The sequence below is a fragment of the Bifidobacterium sp. RTP21102st3_E2_RTP21102_210122 genome (assembly GCF_040916945.1).
Taxonomy (GTDB): Bacteria; Actinomycetota; Actinomycetes; order Actinomycetales; family Bifidobacteriaceae; genus Bifidobacterium; species Bifidobacterium longum.
This window is the reverse complement of the sequence record NZ_JBCPAN010000005.1, coordinates 75,284-93,491: the sequence shown is the minus strand read 5'-3', so window position 1 is coordinate 93,491 and position 18,208 is coordinate 75,284. Positions and strand designations below refer to the sequence as shown.

17 protein-coding genes are annotated in these 18,208 nt (G+C 62.2%); 11 read left to right on the top strand and 6 right to left on the bottom strand.

Annotation, left to right across the window (positions count from 1 at the left end; translation table 11 throughout):
• Nucleotides 1-256: 256 nt before the first annotated feature.
• The 4 genes from AB5287_RS07310 to AB5287_RS07295 all read left to right on the top strand — a co-directional run bounded on the left by AB5287_RS07310 (nt 257) and on the right by AB5287_RS07295 (nt 4,724).
• Nucleotides 257-2,656 carry a carbon starvation CstA family protein gene (locus tag AB5287_RS07310; protein WP_007052105.1) on the top strand — a complete coding sequence of 800 codons (2,400 nt, stop codon included), beginning with the start codon at nt 257-259 and terminating at the stop codon, nt 2,654-2,656.
• Between the two features lie 57 nt (nt 2,657-2,713).
• On the top strand, nt 2,714-2,911 hold the full coding sequence (locus tag AB5287_RS07305; RefSeq protein ID WP_007052106.1) for a YbdD/YjiX family protein: 198 nt from the start codon (nt 2,714-2,716) through the stop codon (nt 2,909-2,911).
• Between the two features lie 119 nt (nt 2,912-3,030).
• On the top strand, nt 3,031-4,083 hold the full coding sequence (locus AB5287_RS07300) for an inorganic phosphate transporter (RefSeq protein WP_007052107.1): 1,053 nt from the start codon (nt 3,031-3,033) through the stop codon (nt 4,081-4,083).
• 17 nt (nt 4,084-4,100) lie between these two features.
• Nucleotides 4,101-4,724 (top strand): DUF47 domain-containing protein, encoded by a 624-nt coding sequence (locus tag AB5287_RS07295; protein WP_007052108.1) that lies wholly within the window; start codon nt 4,101-4,103, stop codon nt 4,722-4,724.
• 183 nt (nt 4,725-4,907) lie between these two features.
• On the opposite strand, the gene AB5287_RS07290 is transcribed toward AB5287_RS07295, so the two are convergent.
• Nucleotides 4,908-5,561: a response regulator gene (locus AB5287_RS07290; protein WP_007052109.1), complete on the bottom strand. Its 654-nt coding sequence runs from the start codon at nt 5,559-5,561 to the stop codon at nt 4,908-4,910.
• Nucleotides 5,561-6,901 carry a sensor histidine kinase gene (locus AB5287_RS07285; protein WP_007058634.1) on the bottom strand — a complete coding sequence of 447 codons (1,341 nt, stop codon included), beginning with the start codon at nt 6,899-6,901 and terminating at the stop codon, nt 5,561-5,563. Before AB5287_RS07285 ends, AB5287_RS07290 begins: the two co-directional genes overlap by 1 nt.
• A 385-nt stretch (nt 6,902-7,286) precedes the next feature.
• On the opposite strand from AB5287_RS07285, the gene AB5287_RS07280 reads away from it, so the two are divergent.
• From AB5287_RS07280 to AB5287_RS07270, 3 genes are all read left to right on the top strand, one after another.
• Complete coding sequence (locus AB5287_RS07280; RefSeq protein WP_007057287.1) at nt 7,287-8,270, top strand: ABC transporter ATP-binding protein; 984 nt, start codon at nt 7,287-7,289, stop codon at nt 8,268-8,270.
• Between the two features lie 100 nt (nt 8,271-8,370).
• Entirely contained in the window at nt 8,371-9,609 is a 1,239-nt protein-coding gene (locus AB5287_RS07275; protein ID WP_196024916.1) for an ABC transporter permease, read from the top strand.
• Complete coding sequence (locus tag AB5287_RS07270) at nt 9,596-11,008, top strand: ABC transporter permease (protein ID WP_347046947.1); 1,413 nt, start codon at nt 9,596-9,598, stop codon at nt 11,006-11,008. The genes AB5287_RS07275 and AB5287_RS07270 overlap by 14 nt, the downstream gene beginning before the upstream one ends.
• A 4-nt stretch (nt 11,009-11,012) precedes the next feature.
• Here the strand turns inward: AB5287_RS07270 and AB5287_RS07265 are convergent, their stop codons facing one another.
• A complete protein-coding gene (locus AB5287_RS07265; protein ID WP_007052115.1) occupies nt 11,013-12,491 on the bottom strand; it encodes an ATP-binding protein in 1,479 nt (492 codons plus the stop codon).
• 251 nt (nt 12,492-12,742) lie between these two features.
• Nucleotides 12,743-13,357, bottom strand: a complete 615-nt coding sequence (locus tag AB5287_RS07260) for an isochorismatase family protein (RefSeq protein WP_007052116.1) — start codon at nt 13,355-13,357, stop codon at nt 12,743-12,745.
• 158 nt (nt 13,358-13,515) lie between these two features.
• Here AB5287_RS07260 and AB5287_RS07255 point away from each other — a divergent pair, with 158 nt between their 5' ends.
• Nucleotides 13,516-13,917, top strand: a complete 402-nt coding sequence (locus tag AB5287_RS07255; protein WP_007052118.1) for a VOC family protein — start codon at nt 13,516-13,518, stop codon at nt 13,915-13,917.
• An 88-nt stretch (nt 13,918-14,005) separates the two neighbouring features.
• Here the strand turns inward: AB5287_RS07255 and AB5287_RS07250 are convergent, their stop codons facing one another.
• Complete coding sequence (locus AB5287_RS07250) at nt 14,006-14,944, bottom strand: cobalt transporter (protein WP_007052119.1); 939 nt, start codon at nt 14,942-14,944, stop codon at nt 14,006-14,008.
• Nucleotides 14,945-15,231: 287 nt separating this feature from the next.
• On the opposite strand from AB5287_RS07250, the gene AB5287_RS07245 reads away from it, so the two are divergent.
• The 3 genes from AB5287_RS07245 to AB5287_RS07235 all read left to right on the top strand — a co-directional run bounded on the left by AB5287_RS07245 (nt 15,232) and on the right by AB5287_RS07235 (nt 16,684).
• On the top strand, nt 15,232-16,053 hold the full coding sequence (locus AB5287_RS07245) for an alpha/beta fold hydrolase (protein WP_007055490.1): 822 nt from the start codon (nt 15,232-15,234) through the stop codon (nt 16,051-16,053).
• A gap of 154 nt (nt 16,054-16,207) precedes the next feature.
• Nucleotides 16,208-16,468, top strand: coding sequence for a DUF2975 domain-containing protein (locus tag AB5287_RS07240; protein WP_007052122.1), 261 nt, complete (start codon nt 16,208-16,210; stop codon nt 16,466-16,468).
• Nucleotides 16,469-16,474: 6 nt separating this feature from the next.
• Nucleotides 16,475-16,684 carry a helix-turn-helix transcriptional regulator gene (locus AB5287_RS07235; protein WP_003829211.1) on the top strand — a complete coding sequence of 70 codons (210 nt, stop codon included), beginning with the start codon at nt 16,475-16,477 and terminating at the stop codon, nt 16,682-16,684.
• Nucleotides 16,685-16,813: 129 nt separating this feature from the next.
• Here AB5287_RS07235 and AB5287_RS07230 read toward each other — a convergent pair whose 3' ends face one another.
• Nucleotides 16,814-18,178, bottom strand: coding sequence for a nucleobase:cation symporter-2 family protein (locus AB5287_RS07230; protein WP_007052123.1), 1,365 nt, complete (start codon nt 18,176-18,178; stop codon nt 16,814-16,816).
• Nucleotides 18,179-18,208 lie beyond the last annotated feature (30 nt).

The window sequence follows — 18,208 nt, the reverse complement described above, 5'->3', positions numbered from 1 at the left end:
GCTTACAACCACTGTGCACCTCCTGATTGACACCGTGTCCATTTTCGCACATCGCGGTGCGAATCCCGGGTAATCGGCATGAAACGCAGTCCGTGAACATGTGGCCAAGCTCACATATTGGGACATTTTCCTGAGGCGCGACATGCCGTGGCTACGCTTCCAACCAGTGCCATAAGCAGACGAGAGATACCCCAAAAGGGTCGCAATGAAGAGAACCTTTCCCGCAAAGGTTATTGAAGAGGAACAGAGGGTTATTATGACCACCGCCGCAGCCCAGGCCCCGGCACCTGGCAAGTTGGAATTCAAGGACGATTACACGCCGGACGAAGCCGAACGTGTGATTCGCAATTCGAAGGGACTGCCCGTAGGCGTGCGTCCCAAAATGGTATGGACATGGAAGAAGGCCCTGCTGTGGGCCGCCATCGCCATCGTATGTGCCTGCGGATGGGCGATTCTGGCCGTCTCGCGCGGTGAGCGGATCTCCGCCATCTGGTTCCTGGTCGTGGCGCTGAGCTCCTACGCCATCGCCTACCGCTTCTATGCCTATTACATCCAGATCAAGATCATGCGCACCGACGACGCGAACGCCACCCCGGCCGAGCGCGTGCATGACGGCGCGAACTTCGAACGCACCGACCGCCGCGTGCTCTTCGGCCAGCACTTTGCCGGCATCTCCGGCGCCGGACCGCTCGTCGGCCCGATCCTGGCCGCGCAGATGGGCTACCTGCCCTCCACTCTGTGGATCATCCTCGGCGTGATTTTCGCCGGCGCCGTGCAGGACATGCTGGTGCTGTGGATCTCCGCCAAGCGCCGCGGTCGCTCTCTGGGCCAGATGGCCACTGATGAAATGGGTAAGTTCGGCGGTATGATCCTATCCATCTTCCTCGTGGTGATGACCGCCATCGCCATGGCATTCCTGGCGCTCGTGGCCATCAAGGCCATGGCCGCCTCGCCGTGGGCCGTGTTCTCCATCGGTATGACCATCCCGATCGCCCTGATCATGGGCTGCTACCAGCGTTTCCTGCGCCCCGGCCGTGTCATTGAGACCACGCTGCTCGGTTTCGTGCTGCTCGTGCTCGACATCGTCGCCGGCGGATGGATCGCCTCTATCCCGGCCGTGGCCGCCGTGTTCACACTGGACGCCAAGCAGCTCGTCATCGCCCTGGTGATCTACTCGTTCGCCGCCGCCGCGCTGCCGCACTGGCTGCTCGTCACCCCGCGCGACTACCTGTCCACGCTGATGAAGATCGGCACGCTCGTGCTGCTCGTCATCGGCATCATCATCGCCAACCCGTCCGTCAAGGTGCCGGGTCTGACCGAACTGGCCTCCACCTCCACCGGCCCGACCTTCTCCGGCAACCTATTCCCGTTCCTGTTCATCACCATCGCCTGCGGCGCCCTCTCCGGCTTCCACGGCGCGGTGAGCTCCGGCCTGACCCCGAAGGCCGTGGAGAAGGAGAACCAGATTCGCATGATCGGCTACGGTTCGATGCTCGTCGAATCGTTCACCGCCGTCATCGCGCTGATCGCCGCGATCACCATCTCGCAGGGCGTGTACTTCTCCACCAACATGTCCGCCGCACAGATCACCGCCGCATCCGGCGTGAGCATCTCCGCCACCTCCACGCCGGGCGAACAGGCCGATGCCGCCGTCAAGGCCGTGGAGTCGATGAAGGTCTCCGACATCGAAGGCAACCAGATGCAGGTCACCTGGGATTCCGTGGACGAGAACGGCGCGGCCAAGACCTACGAAGGCGCCGCGGCGCTTGAGCAGGCCGCCGCCGACATCGGCGAGACCTCCATCGTCTCCCGCACCGGTGGCGCCACCACGTTCGCCATGGGCATGGCCAACTTCCTCAAGTCCTACCTGGGCGGCCACGACTCGATGGCCTTCTGGTACCACTTCGCCATCATGTTCGAAGCCCTGTTCATCCTGACCACCGTGGACAACGGCACCCGCGTGGCCCGCTACCAGATCGGCGAAATGCTCGGCAACGTGCGCAAGCTCAAGAAGTTCGCCGACCCGACCTGGAAGCCCGGCAACATCATCACCACGCTGATCGCCACCGCGCTGTGGGGCGGACTGCTGTGGATGGGCGTGTCCGACGCGAACGGCGGCATCAACGCGATGGTGCCTATCTTCGGCATCTCCAACCAGCTGCTCGCCGCCGCCTGCTTCGTGCTGATCACCGTGTGTGTGGCCAAGATGGGCTACTGGAAGCACCTGTGGATACCGGTGGTACCGCTCGTGTGGGACATCGCCGTGACCTTCACCGCCGACTTCCAGAAGATCTTCGGGCCGCTGAGCTACTTCACCACCGCCTCCAAGTATCAGGCGCAGATCGACTCCGGCGAGCTGACCGGCGAGGCGCTGACCAACGCCAAGGCCGCGCTGTCCAACGCGTATCTGGACGGCGTGCTCTCCGTGTTCTTCCTGGTCATGATGGGCGTCTTCGTGGTAGTCGGCATCGTGGTCGTGGCGCGCACGTTCGCCGCTGGCAAGTACGGTGCCGAAACGACGTCCGAGGAGCCGTTCGTGGAATCCCAGTGGTTCGCGCCCTCCAGCCTGGTCGCCACCGCGCTTGAGAAGAAGGTGCAGCGCGAATACAGCGCCAAGCTGCATGAGCTTGTGCGGAACGGGCAGGTTGCAGCGTAGTGCGTCATTGGCTCCCCTTTTTTCAAGGGGAGCCAATAATCAGCGAAAGGAGACAAAATGCTCGGCAAACTCGTTGCCGTATGGCACGGCATCGTCTGGTATCTGCGTGAGATCAGCGGCGAGGCCCGCTACGACCATTATCTTGAGCATTTCGCGGCCGAGCATCCCGGCGAAACACCGATGAGCGAGGTCGAATTCATTCGCGCCCGCGAGGAATACGACCGTCTCCACCCCAATACCAGTTGTTGCTGCTGACAGGCCGCAATAGCATAACAACACCATAAAACCCGCGCGCCATGGGAACTACGTAGCCATTCTTCCGTTACAATCAGTGTGACGGCTTCCGCCCCCGAAGAAGAAGGTGTTAATTCCCCTTGGACGTCTCACTGGCGCATTTCCTCCAACAAGTGCTTTCCAACCCGGCTCTGACCGTCACAACGTTGCTGACGCTGGGAGTCATCTTCGTCAACGGCTGGACCGACGCACCCAACGCCATCGCCACCTGCGTGACCACACGATGCATGCGCGTACGCTCCGCCGTCATCATGGCGGCCATCTTCAACTTCCTCGGCGTCTTCATCATGACGCAGCTCAACGCCTCCGTGGCCTCCACCATCAGCAACATGGTCGATTTCGGCGGCGACACGAACGCGGCGCTCATCGCCCTATGCGCGGCGCTGTTCTCCATCGTCGTATACAGCGTGGGCGCCTCGCTGCTCGGCATACCCACCTCCGAAAGCCACAGCCTGATCGCCGGCCTGTCCGGAGCGGCCATCGCCATCCAAGGCGGCATCGGCGGCATCAACATGGGAGAATGGGTCAAGGTGCTCTACGGTCTGGTCGCAAGCCTCCTGTTCGGCTTCGCCGTCGGCTGGTTGGTATGCAAGGCCGTGACCCTGATTTGCGCTGGCATGGACCGCCGCCGCACCAACGGGTTCTTCACCTACGCGCAGATCGTGGGCGCGGCGGCCATGAGCTTCATGCACGGCGCGCAGGACGGCCAGAAGTTCATCGGCGTGCTGTTCCTCGGCATGGCGTTCTGCAATGGCCAACCCAGCGTGACCGGTGTGATGATTCCGATCTGGCTCATGATTCTGTGCAGCACCATCATGGGCGTGGGCACGTCCGTCGGCGGTGAACGCATCATCAAATCCGTGGGCCAGGACATGGTGAAACTCGAGAAATACCAAGGCTTCTCGGCCGATCTGTCAAGCGCGCTGTGCCTGCTCGTCATGACCGTGCTCGGCATCCCCGTCTCCACCACGCACACCAAGACCAGCGCCATCATGGGCGTGGGCGCGGTACGCCGCCTCTCCGCCATCAACTTCGGCGTGGTGCGCGACATGATGCTCACCTGGGTGTTCACCTTCCCTGGTTGCGGTCTCATCAGCTTCGTAATGGCCAAACTGTTCATGGTCGTGTTCTAGAAAGGAATCCACCCATCATGGCGAGACAAAAAGACACGTTCTACTTCGACGGATTCCGCCGCAGCGCGGACTACGCATGCCAGGCCGCGAAGCTGCTGTCCGAGGTCATGCACGACTTCAATCCGGGCCAGCTGCGCGAACGCATGGACAGCATGCACGCGATTGAGAAGTCAGCGGACGAGGTGCGCCACGACATGATGGACGAACTGGTGACCGCGTTCATCACGCCGTTCGACCGCGAGGACATCGACGAGCTCGGCCACGTGCTCGACGACGTGACCGACAGCATCGAAGGCGTGCTCAACCGCATGTACTACGACAACGTGACCGACATGCGCGACGACGCGGTCCAGATGTCGGATATGGTGGTGCGCGCCACGGAAAGCATCTGCGAGCTGGTCAACGAACTGCCGCGATTCCGGCATTCCAAGACGTTGCGCGAACTGGTGTTCGCCATCAACACGATCGAAACGGACGCCGACCACCTGTTCATCGAGTCGATGCGCACGCTGCACACCACCTGCACCGATCCGCTGCAGGTGTTCGCCTGGCATGACGTCTACCGTCACCTCGAACAGTGCTCCGACGACTGCGAGCGCGTGGCCAACACCATCGACAGTATCGTCATGAAAAACAGCTGAGGTTGGTTTTTCACAACCTCCCTCTGATGAGCCGAGCCGTGAAGAAAACGCCGGAGGCGTTTTTAGGCGGGGGTGAGTGACAACGAGCGAATAAGAGGTCAGCTGCAAGCTGTCCTGAATCGCGTTCGAGGTGGCATCGCGAAGCGATGTCGGAGGGAGAGGCCTACTTGACCAAAAGCCCCCTCACCTATGGGCGTTGAGCCAGAGGATGGCGAGTTGGGTGCGATTGGTCAGGCCGAGCTTGTCCAGTATCGCGCTGATGCGATTGCGGACCGTGCCTTCGCTCAGGAACAGTCTGGCGGCGATGTCGCGGTTATCGAGGCCCTCGGCGACCAGCGCGGTGATCTCACGTTCGCGCTCGCCAAGCAGGCCCTCGATGGAATCGGCGGTATCTCTGGAATCGTCGGAATCGGCAGGATCCGGAGTTCGTTCGGTGAGCTTGCCGAGCACTTCCGCGCCGAGCACCACCTGACCGGCCATCACCGCCTGCAGCGCGGGCCCGACCGCCGCCACATCCTGTTTGATGAGATAGCCCTTGGCGCCAAGTCCCATCGCCTGCGCGATATACGACTGGTCCGCAAACGTGGTCAGGAACAGTATGCGCGCGGCCGGGTCCGTGGCCAGAATCTCGCGCGCGGCATCCAAACCGCTGGTGCCGGGCATCTGAATATCGATCAGCAGCACGTCCGGTCGGCTCGCCGGTGTCTCGAAATAACGGCGCACGGCGGCGTCTCCGTCATTTGCCATCCATAGCACCTCGGCCGTGCCGGTGGCCGTCAGAATCGTCTCCAACGACTGGCAGACGATCGGATCATCATCCACGATTGCGATTCTCATCAATCCCTCGATTCCATGGTCCAACGCTTCTTCGGCACGGATACGAACACACGCCAGCCGTCCTCATACGGCCCGCAGACCGCGGTGCCGCCAAGGGCGCGCACGCGCGATTCGATATCCGCCAAACCCATGCCGCGCATCAGCTCATCGGCCGAACCACGCATATCGGCAACGCCGTCGGCGGCGAGTCGCGAGCCGACGTGCGTGGCGCGCATCGCACGCGGGCGGGCAGCGGCCGTCCGGGACCCATCGGACTCGGACACGGCCGGCCCCGGATCCTGAATGACCAACTGCCAGAACGCGGGGAAGTCACGCAACGTCACGCTCGCCTCGCGCGCCGCGCTGTGATGCACCACGTTCGACAATGCCTCGCGAATCACGGTCGCGAAACAGCGCGAGACCGGCGCAGGCGCCTTGGCGATATCGTTGGCCAGCGTCACGGCGAAACCGGGGGAGATGCCGTCGAACGACGTGACGGCATCATCGATCTGCGCGGCGAAATCAGTGCCATCATCCTCAAGATCATGCACCGAACGGCGCACCATCGTCATCGCATCATCCAACGTCGCACCCAACGTGGCGAACCCTTGCGCAGCGACCGTATCGTTCGTCGCCTTGGCCACCGTTTTGCCGGCCTGCGCCTGCATGATCGCGCGGGTCAGCAGATGGCCCACATTGTCGTGGATCTCCCGGGCGATACGCGTGCGCTCGCCGAGGGTCGCCATGCGAATCGACTGGGCGCGTTCCTCATCGATGTCGGCGATGCGCGAACGAGTGGCCCGCGAGGATTCGCGCGCCCTGTCCTGCGCGTGCAGCAACGCGCGCCGCGCCTCGTCCGAGGAGGCGCGGGCCCGGCCCAGAACGAATCCAAGCAGGGCGACCAGCGTCATCACCAGCGTCTGGAGACGGTCGGTGCCACGGGCGAACCAGAGCGCGATCAGCGGCAACACCCATATCCAGCGCGCGGCGGCCGAAAGCCACGGGGCCGAACGCATTGCATCGGCAAGGGAACGGCGAGAGGCCGCGGTCCGCGAGACACTGGGGGAGCGGCCACTTGCCGCAGTCCGTGCCCCAGCCCGGGCTCCGGTCGAGGCGAGGGCCGGCAGCCGTGCAGTATCGTAGGCGATGAGCGGCATGAACGCGCACCATGAAGGCACCGCCACGGCGATGACGAGATACGCCGTACACAAGACCCAAGACCATTGCGCGGGACGCAGCCATTCCACCAATCCGGCGACGGAAACGGCCAACAGCAGGCCGGCGATGAACACGCCATCGGACCGTAGCCCGACAACCAGGCCCAACACGAGTAGCAAGCCCATCTCGGCCAACACGCGCATGGCACCTCCCCGGCTCGACGCTCTTCCACCACCAGTCTAGCGGTGTGCGGAACACGACGAACTTGACGGGCGTGCGGAATTACCCGCATGACGGTCCAAGACAACGGGCTTACACTTCCCGAATAGATGAGGCACAAGCGTCGGATGTCGTCGACACAACCGTAAAGGGGTGATACCGATGATTACGCAAAGCCACAGGGCGTCCAACTATTCGATGGACGAGATCAGCCTGATGCCGGTCGATAAGGTGTACAAGGCCATGCAGACCGACGCCGAAGGACTGTAATGACAAATGTCACGCCTGTACGGCCAAGTCGTGACGTTTGCCTGTGGCGGCGTCCGGCCCCTTCTTGGGATGATGGAATCGCCAAGGAAGGGAGTGACTATGACAACCGACAACAGAGCTTCCGAACACGACTCGACAACCAACCCGGCTCTGGCCGTGCACGTCAGCCAACTGGTCAAACGCTACGGCGACATGGTGGCGCTCGACTATTTTGACCTTGACGTGAACCAGGGCGAGATTTTCGGGCTGCTTGGACCGAACGGGTCCGGCAAAACCACCGCGATCAACTGCATCCTCGCGCTGCTCACCTACGATTCGGGCACGATTCGCGTGTTCGGCCAGCCGATGACGCCGACCTCCTACGCGCTGAAACGTCGTATCGGCATCGTGCCGCAGAACGTGGCCGTGTTCAACGAACTGACCGTCACCGAAAACATCGACTACTTCTGCTCGCTGTACGTGCCGAAGAAAACCGACCGCGCGCCGCTGGTCGAGGAGTCCATCGAATTCGTCGGACTCCAGGACTTCCGCAAGTTCCGGCCCGGCAAACTGTCCGGCGGTCTGCTGCGACGCCTGAACATCGCCTGCGGCATCGCGCACAAGCCTAACCTGATCTTCTTCGACGAACCCACGGTCGCCGTCGACCCGCAAAGCCGCAATTCGATTCTGGAAGGCATCCAGCGGCTCAACCAGGCCGGCGCCACGGTGATCTACACCAGCCACTACATGGAGGAGGTCGAACAGATCTGCGACCGCATCCTCATCATGGACCACGGCCGGCACCTGGCGCTCGGAACCGCCGACGAGCTCAAGAACATGATCGACACGGGCGAGCGCATCACCATCGAAACGCTCGATCTGGCGGATTCGGCGATGGCCGAGGTCCGTGCGCTGCCGTGCGTGATCGAAGCCACCTACGACGGCAAGGAACTCGACGTGCGATGCCGTCGCGGCGAACACAACCTGACCGACGTGCTCGACGCGGTGAAACGCTCCGGCGCCAACATCGGCCACCTGACCAGTCGCCCGCCCACCCTCAACGACGTGTTCCTCGAACTCACCGGCAAAGCACTGAGGGACTGACCATGCTCCCCTCAGTCGGCAAGCAAATAACTTGGCTCCCCTCTCCGAGGGGAGCTGTCACCAAAGGTGACTGAGGGGAGTTCCTGAGTAAGGAGACATCATGTGGACCACATTTCTGGTCGCATTGAAAGCGAACTTGCGTAACCGGTCGGCGTTGTTCTGGATGACCGTGTTCCCGATTGTGCTGGCGACCATGTTCAACGGACTGTTCGGCGGGCTGGCCGAAGCATACGAACTCAAGCCGGTGCCGATGGCCGTCATCGAAGACACCCGTTGGCAGCAGGCGGACGGTGCCCGCACCTTCGTAGACGCGCTGGCCGGGGAAACGGAATCGGCCTCAGACGACACGACCTACGCCGAAATCGACCAAAAGCTGCTGACCATCACCACAGTCGACACCGTGAAGGAGGCCGAACAACGGCTCGCCGACGGCACTGCCAACGGCTATCTGACCGCCGACAATAACGGCCGATTGGCGATGACCGTGAGCCGGGAAACCGCCGTCACAGCCAAGGACTCCACGCAAAACAGCGGACTGGACATTAGCCTCGCGGCCCTGCGCGGCGTCATCGACCTGTACAACCGCACCGACGCCGTTACCCGGCAGACCATCGCCGACAATCCACAGGCCGCGCTCAGCCGGAACTTCTGGAACAGCGTCGGGCAGAACGTCGACATGACCCATGAGACGACGCTCACGCATTTCCAGCCTGACGCGATCGCCCGATACTATTACGCGCTGCTGGCCATGTCCTGCATGATGGCCATGGGATACTCCATCAGCACAGTCGCCGCCGCACAGGCGAACCTGTCCGCGCTGGGCATACGGCGGACCGTAGCGCCGCTGAGCCGGGCCAAACAGCTCGTCGCGGGCTTCCTCTCCTGCTGGCTGTGCTCGTCGGTCGCCCTGTCCATCGCATTGGCCTATATCCGGCTCGCCTGCAACGTCTCGCTCGGCGGACGCGAACCGGCGGCGATCCTTGCGGTCATCATCGCCTCGTTCATGACCAGCTCAGCAGGCACCCTGCTCGGCGCGGTACCGAAGCTTTCCTACGACACGAAATACGGTTTGTCGAGCGGAATCGCCTGCATATTGTCGCTGTTCACCGGACTGTACGGCGGCTTCGCCATGCAGATCAGTGACTGGATAGCACGCAACGCGCCCATCCTCGGCACCATCAACCCCGCACAGCAGGTGACGAACCTGTTCTACGACATCCTGTACTACGACAGCTACCGGCCGTTCATCACCACCTGCATCATTCTGCTGGCGATGAGCGCGGTATTCCTCTTGGCCGGCATCGCAATGCTGAGGAGGCAACGTTATGAACACCTGTAAAGCCACGCTGCGCGTGCTGTTCGCGCACCGGGTCTACCTGATGATCTACCTCGTATTCATAGGCATCCTGATGATGTCCATCAGCTGGGCGATGCTGACCTCCGCATCCGGCTCCATGTCCGCGGTGTTCGAATCGACCAAGACGCGCGTCGCCATCATCGACCGCGACTCCGACCGGGGTGATATCGCCACGTCGATGCGCGCCTACCTGCGCGATTCCAGCGAACTGGTGGACCTCGACGACACCAGCGAAACGCTGCAACAGGCCGTCGCCTCGAACTGGGTGGACCTGATCGTCATCATTCCCGACGGATTCGCTGACGATTATGTCGCCGCGGCGGCGGACGGCGACAATCCGCCGAACGTGGACACGGTTACCAGCTACGCATCCGGCTCCGGGTCGATGGCGCGGATGAACGTCGGCGGGTTCCTCTCGCTCACCCGCACCGCACTGATCGGCGCGCAGACGACGGTCGACCAGGCGGCGCTCGCCGGCATGATGAACGCTACAGGAGGGGCCGCCGGTTTTGATGGCGCGAGTCTGGACCAAGACATGCTGGACTCGCTGCCGGAAGGGCAAGTCGACAAGCCGGATATCAAGGATCTGTCCCAGGCCGCCAAAATGGCCGCCGAATCGGCCAGCGATACAGACGTGAACCATCAGATCGCCGTGGTCGATACGCCGACCGAGGAGTCGGCAAGCGCTGCGGATACGGCGGTCAGCGGATTCGGCGGCACCATGAAAACCGCGCTGTACCCGCTGTCCCTGGCGATGACCATCTGCGGATCGATGATCCTGGGCGCGTTCACCACCGGCGAGGTGCGGCGGCGTCTCACCGCCTCGCCCCGACGCATGGTCCTGATGGGACTCCAGCGGTTGCTGACGTTGGGCGGATTCGCGCTCGTCGTATGCGTCGGCTATTTGGTGCTGTCAATCGGTCTGATGATGGCGGCGGGGCTCGATCCGTTGCACCTGAGCGTCGGGGGAGTGCTGATGACGTTCGGCGCGACCTGCGTGTACGCGCTGATGACCGTCGCCTGCGGATTCATGCTCAGCGAGTTCGGGCTCTCGGAAGAGGCGGCCAACGGGTTCGCCAACATCTTCGGCCTGCTCATCATGTTCACGTCGGGCGTCGCATTGCCGGTTGACATGATGCCCGGCGTGATGGTGACCATAGCCAAGTTCCTGCCCGGCTGGTGGTATTGCACCGCGATCGACAACGCGCTCGGCTCCGGCACGGCGGAGGAAACCGGCATAAGCGTCGCCGGCTGGGCCGGCTCGCTGGGATTGGTCGCACTGTTCGGCGTGATGTTCATCTGCATCGGCCTGGCCGCCGGCCGGTTCCGCCGCTCCCGCCCCGCCCTGGCCGCGCCCGCCACCACGCAGCTGGCCGAGTGAGAAATCAGCCTTTCAACCGATACCGCTGTGCCGGGTCGTCGGCGAACTTGACTCGGGCGACCCGCCCTTCCTTCATCAGCTCGCGCATGCCGGACGTGGCGGCCAGCGGAGTCAACTGCAGTTCGCGCATGATCTCCTTGACGCTCATCGCCGAATGCCGCTCCAGTACGGTCATAATCGCCTTGACCACGTCGCCCGGCGAACTGTTCGCCATCGTGCGCTGCTTGGTGATGGTCATCGTGAACGTGTTGATGTCGTTGCGCGTGGTCGCCGGCTCGATGCCGGCCTCGCGCAACGCGGCGGCGATGCGCTGGTAGCCGTCGCCGCCTTCCGGGTTCACAAACCCGCCGCCCGGATACGGCGTGGACTCCAGCAGCGTGAACAGGAACTGGTTTCGGGTGGAGACGAACGGCGCGCCCGTCACCGGATGAGGGCTCGCCAGCACATCATGTGTCACCATGCCGTACAGGCCACCCGGATTGGTGATCTCGATGCGATCGGTGAACACGCTGATATGCACCTGCGTGCCGCGCGCATCGGGCGAATAATCACGGTGGGTGAGCGCGTTCGCAATCGCCTCGCGCAACACGAGCGGCGGATAGTCGGGCTTCTTCGCGCCAATCCAACGCATCAACGAGTCGACCGCATCGTCGATCATCACCGGAATCGAACCGACCACCGACTTCGAGGCGACCAATCGCTCGTCGCCCCGGAACACATCGTCCCGGCTCGTCCCCGGAAACACGGCAATCGAAATGCCGAGCCGCGGATAGAACTTCTGCGGATAGCGGCCCAACGCCAGCAGTCCGGCCAAGGTGGGGCGCAGTATTCCGCCGACCTCCGACTCGTCGGAATCATCATGGCGCAACACCTGCAGATCCAGCAGCACATCGATGCCGTCTCGGTCGGCGAACACGCGCGGATGCTGTTCGCGCACGCGTGCCAACAGTCCGGCAACAAGCTGCGGGTCGAGGTCATCGGTCGTGGCGTCGGGCACGATATCCAGATCGTATGTGGGCTGCAGATGCTCCTCGATGAGCCGGTCGACCTCATAGGAGGTCATGCGCCGGTCGCCGTCGCCGGTGCGGATGAACGAGCCGCCGTGCGGTCCGAGCGCGGTGGTGAAGCAGGGCTTGTCGCGCGGCAGCATCTCGTCGATGCGCGCGAACACCAGATTCGCGCCTTCGAACGGGCAGGTGACGATTACGGGCCGCACCACCGGCGTCATCTTCTCGCACGCCTGGCTCAGCGCCTCCTGCATGGCGCGCGCGTCGAATCCCTCGACCGGCGTGAACCCGTTCTTTTCGGACAGGCCAAGGATAATCCAGCCGCCGGAGCCGTTGGAGAACGCGGACAGCGTATCGGTGATGGTCGAGGAGATCTTGCGCTTGCATTCCTTGACCTCGCACTGCTGCGTATCGTTGCCGATCAGACGCATGAGTTCGATCAGCTCAGTCATTTTGGCAGTATAGTCATCGACCATGGCGGCCTCCTTGACACCATTGTGCCCCATAATCCGCCGCCCGCTCGCCTCCAGCCCCGCCAGTTCACCCCAATTCATGCAGAATTCATGGGCCAAACCAGACGAAACGAACGTCGATGTAGGGTTCGGTTCCGCGTGTTCGCCGATGATATCGGCCGGTCGAGGCGGGCGGGCTATGTTGGGTGGCGTGGGAATCTTGCGCGTGATTGATGCTACGGCTGTGTGCTTCGCTCTGGGTATATCCGGCCCGATCAGCGGGACTCAGCCAATGTGATGCCGCCCGCAGCCATCTGCTTGCGGGCCGCAACACCAAGTTCCTCGCTGACCGGCACGGTCAGATCCTCGAACACGGTGACCTCGAAGCCGAGCTTCTTGGCATCGAGCGCGGTGTCCTTGACACAATGCGATTCGGCGATGCCCACCACATCCACGCGACTCACGCCGGCGGCCTTCAGCGCGTTGGCCAGCGTCTTGCCGGCGGATTGCTCGGCCTCGACCTCCTCGCGGGTCTGGATACGGTCGGTATTGTCCTCGATACCCTCAAAACCGGAATATGCCGCCGAATACTGGCCCTTCTTGAAATGATGCTCGATATTCAGCGCCTTGATCGCCGGATGCAATTCGGCGTTCAGCGTGCCGGCCGCACCATGCTTCGGCCACGTGTCCACGAAATCCGGCTCCGCCGACCAGTGCGCGCCCGGCTCGATATGCCAGTCCTGCGTGGTTGCGATATACGCGTACTCGCTGCGATGCGCGTTCACATAATCGGCAATCCGCTCGGCGACCGCGTTGCCGCCTGCGACACCCAGTTCGCCGCTTTCACAGAACGTCGGCTGCACATCCACCACAATCAGTGCCTTGGTCATCGTCATTCCCCTTATTGCCTTGGATTCGTTTTGAATATTGTCTCGAACTCGACGTGCGATTGCTCTCATCATAGCCATGCGCGGCCCTGTGGGAAACGTTCGGGCTTACACTGCAAGCAGCAATCGAATACAAGAACCAGGGGAGGGCGACCAAGACCATGCTGGACCATCTGACGTTGCACGTGAAAGACATCGACCGTAGCATCACATTCTACAAACAGGCGCTCGCACCGCTCGGCTATATCGTCAAGGCGCATCATGAGCCTACGCTCGGATTCGGCGTGGATGACGGAACCCTGCACTCCGATTTCTACGTGTCACCGATTGAAGGGCTGGAGGCGGAGGCTTCGCCGGTCACGCCGGTCACACACATCGCGTTCTTGGCTGACAGTCAGCAAGCCGTGCAGGCGTTCCATGCAGCCGCGCTCGCCGCCGGCGGCCGAGACAACGGCGCTCCCGGTCCGCGCCCGTACCATCCCGGCTATTACTCCGCATTCGTGCTGGACCCGGATGGCAATAACATCGAAGCCGTCGTGGATTGGGCTCATTCGAACGAGTAAAAACATATCCGTATCGTGCCTCAGGCGGCATCGACGGCGTAGGCTCCAACCAGTCGGATTTGTGGTCGCAACGGCGGTATAGGTCACATCACGCAAGCGTGAAGGTGATGGTCTGCTCGGCGGTTTCGGTGCCGATCCATGTGCCGGCTTTGCGGTTCCAATCCATGCCGTCCGCGTGCAGTGCGTCAATGCCGTATTGACGTGCATGCGTGACCAGCCAGCCTGCCGTCTGCCAGCAAAGTCGAGTGCGGTTGTCGGCGGACAGGCCGTCCGGCAGCGTGATCGTCAACGTTGTGCTGGCCGTATTGGTCGCAGCGCCGTTGTTCGTGCCGGTTTTGCCATTTGGGGGCACAACCGAGACATTGACATTCGGCAGTGTACCTCCTATGGCGGCAACCAACCCGTCCGCGTCCGAGGAGGTTGCTGGCTCCAACGCGCACGTGACGCCCGCCGACCGTTCACCGGTCAGCCCCGAGGCCCAAGCGCGTGCCATCGCATCCCATGCGGCATATAGTTCCGGGTAGCCTGAGCGCTGCACCTCCTGCGCGGCGTCCTCCACCGGAATCGTCTCCCAATCCGGCACCTGCAGCAGATGATCGTAGAAGATGTTTGTCGCATAGGTCATGTCGGACACCTGCTCCGCCGTGCCCCAGCCTTGGCTGGGCCGCTGTTGGAACAGGCCGAGCGAATCCAAGTCGCCGTAGTCCAGATTCGTCAGCCTCGACTCCTGCATGGCCGTGGCGATGGCCACCGTCGCCGCGTGATCCGGCAGTCCGCGCGTGACGGCGATGTTCGCAATCAGCGCCGCGTTCTGCGCCTGATCAGGCGTCAAGGTGCGGCGGGCTCCGTCGGACGACACCGCCGCGCAATATGCTTCCTCGGCCGTGCGCGCGGTCTCGCGAGGCGTGAATAGCCGTGGCAGCAGCGTCCATGCCGCGATCAGCGCCGCAACAACAAGTATGACGGCTGCAATCAGCGCGCCCGCGCCATGGGAGCGGCGTCTGCCGTACCGCACCTGTTGTCCCATTGCGCCTCCAATATTTCGGTGTCATGGCTGACCGTGACCGGCTGGCCTATGCAGCATGCGGGATTTGCCGTGTTCCGGCTCGGCCGTCATCATGACAGCGTGGCATATCCACCTGAACGGCGGCTGCGTCATCACGCGACTTTGTGACAAGTCTTCACGCTTCATGACATCCGCGCAAATCAGCCCCTCGAAACCGAGAATGGCGGTCGGGATTGCTCCGACACCAAGGGAGCTGCTGCCGCTATTGTGTGAAAGGCGATTTGTACCGGGTTGAAGGAGAGGAACACATGGCGCAATTGCAGCCGTACTGCGCGATTGAGGGCAATGATGATGGATTGCCCGTCGTGTTCGTGCATGGCATGGGTGTGGACCATCGTTCGCTGATGATGCTCGACAAGGCGTTTGACGGCAATGATTCAATTCGCCGTATATATCTGGATCTGCCCGGTTTCGGCCGTACGCCGGCATTGCCCGAGCATGCCTGCGGGCTGCCGGAAATGGCGGATTGGCTGCAAACGGCCATTGACGGTCTTGTCGGTAAAGCGGCTCCATTCGCCATGGTCGGCAACTCGATGGGCGGTGCGCTTGTCCGCGAAGTATTGGCGCGCGAACCTCGCCGAGTGGCCGGTATGGCATTGATCGCGCCGGTCGTGGACCCGCAGCATGCCGGCCGGCATGTGGCCGAACATGTGGTTGCACAGCCCAATCCCAAGCTGACGCACTCCTTGCCGCAGGAACAGGTGTTCGATTTCATTACCATGGGCGTCAACCAGTCATTCGACGCGTGGCGACGCTACCAACGGTTCATCCTGCCCGGCGTGGCGTTGTGCGACCGTGCGGCATGCGAACGACTGGATCAGCGCTATTGGCTGGCCGATAATCCCGAGGAAATGCTCGGCACATATGCGGGTCCGGTGCTCATCGTCACCGGCAAGCAAGACCAGATCGTCGGATACGAAGATCAGCAAGCCCTGTTGCCGCACTATCCCAACGCCACCTTCGTGACGCTGGACAATGCCGGTCACAACGCGCACATCGACCAACCCGAAGCCGTCATCACGCTCGTGCGCGAATGGGTGGCTCATATGGCGTTCGCTCCGTTGAGCTGACGGTCTGCTGACAGTCTGCCGAAGCCTATATGTATACGAGCGACCAATGCCGGTTGACGCAATACGCCTTGCAAGGTATATCGTTTTTCGATATAGTCATATCGATGTTCGCGGTGTCGCCAAAAAAAACGTCGGCACCTGAAAGGACCGGGCTATGAAAAACTACATGAACCGATGGGTGTTGCTCGCGTTGAAAGCCATCGTGATTCTGGTCTGGCTGGCCTGCCTATGGGGCCAACTATTCGCCGTACCGGGATTGAGCGGCGCGCTGGCCGGCCTCTACCCGAGCCAGACGTCGATGCGCTGGCCATATCTCATTATGGGCGTGCTGTTCCTGTTCTGCATCGAAGCGGCGTTCGTGGCCGTATGGAAACTGTTCTCCTTGTCCGGCTCGGGCGCGAACTCGAGCAGGTGATTTGAGATGACGATTCGCATCAATCTCGACGTCATGATGGCCAAACGCAAGATTGGCGTCGGCGAGCTCGCCGAACAAATTGGCATCACTCCCGCCAACGTGTCCATTCTGAAGAACGGACGTGCCAAAGCCGTCCGCTTCACCACGTTGGACGCCATCTGCAAGGCACTCGACTGCCAACCCGGAGACATCCTCGAATGGGAAGATGACGATTGATCGACACGCCACCGGCTCGAACTCATGGTTCAACTTGTAGTCTCTCCCAAAATCAATGATGCCCTATCATCCTGCAAGACGATAGGGCATCATCATGTGATTATGCGCAGCTGATATGTTGCGTTGTTATCACTCGGCGTCCGCGGCCGGTGCCTCCTTGGGCGCAGAGAGGAAGTGCTCCTCGCTGGGCAGCACGGTGTTCAGGATCACGGCCACCACGAACGCCACGGCGATGCAGTTCGAGGCGAAGATTTGTTGGAACAGTGCCGGGAACTGCGTGAAGATGTCGCTCACCTGGGTGAAGCCGATGCCGATGGTCAGCGAAAGCGCCGCAATCGTGATGTTGCGCTGCGTGAAGCCCGCCTCGGCAATCATCTGGAAGCCCGAAAGAATGATGTTGCCGAACATCATGATCGTGCAGCCGCCGAGCACCGCCTGCGGCAGCGAGTTGAACACCTCGGCGATGGCCGGCACGAAGCTCGCCAGCACCAGAATCAGTCCGCCGGAGAGAATCACCTTGCGGTTGACGACCTTGGTCATGGCCACCAATCCGATGTTCTGTGCGAACGAGGTCAGCGGCAGACAGCCGAACAGGCCGGATACGGTGGAGATCAGGCCGTCGCCGGCGATGGCGCCCGCGGTCTCGCGTTCGGTGGGCGTACGGTTCAGGCCCACCTTGGTCAGCGCGGCGGTGTCACCCAGCACCTCGACCGAGGAGACGACGTAGAGCAGGCCGATGGAGATGATCGAGCCCCAGTCGAACTCAGGCTTGAACGGCATGAACTGCGGCACGGACACGATGGCGAGGTTCTGGAAACCGGAGAAATCGACCTTGCCCATGCAGATAGCCGCCACATAGCCGACCACCAGACCGAACAGCACGGACAGCTGCTTGGCCGTGCCCTTCATCAACAGCTGGAACGCCAGGCAGGCAACCAAAGATATAAGCCCGAGCGTCAGGTTCTGCCAGGAACCGAAGTCCTTGGCTCCGCTGCCGCCGCCGAAGCTCGTGGCACCCACGTTGAGCAGCGAGAAGCCGATCGACGTGACCACGATGGCGGAGACGATGGGCGGCACGAACCGACGCCAATACTTGGCTGTCAAACCCAGCACAAGTTCCAGCAGACCGCCGACCATTACCGCGCCGACCACCGCGCCATAGCCCTTGTCCGCGCAGATCGCCACGGCGGCCGCCACGTAGGTGAAGGAGATGCCGGTGACCATCGGAAGTCGCGAGCCGATGAGCCACGCGCCGTACAGTTGCAGGCAAGTGCCCAGGCCCGCAACCAGCAGGCCGGACTGGATGATGGTGGCCGATTGGGCCGGGGTCATCTTCGCGGCCGAGGCGACGATGAAGATCGGGGCGAGGTTCGCCACGAACATGGCCATCACATGCTGCAGGCCGAACGGAATGCCCTTCCAGAAGGATACTGGCGCGTCCAGCGAAGACAACGCCTCAAAGGATACGGAATGATTGGTTTTCTTCTCTGACATGATTCTCTTCTTCTCTCTGTTGCTCCCGCC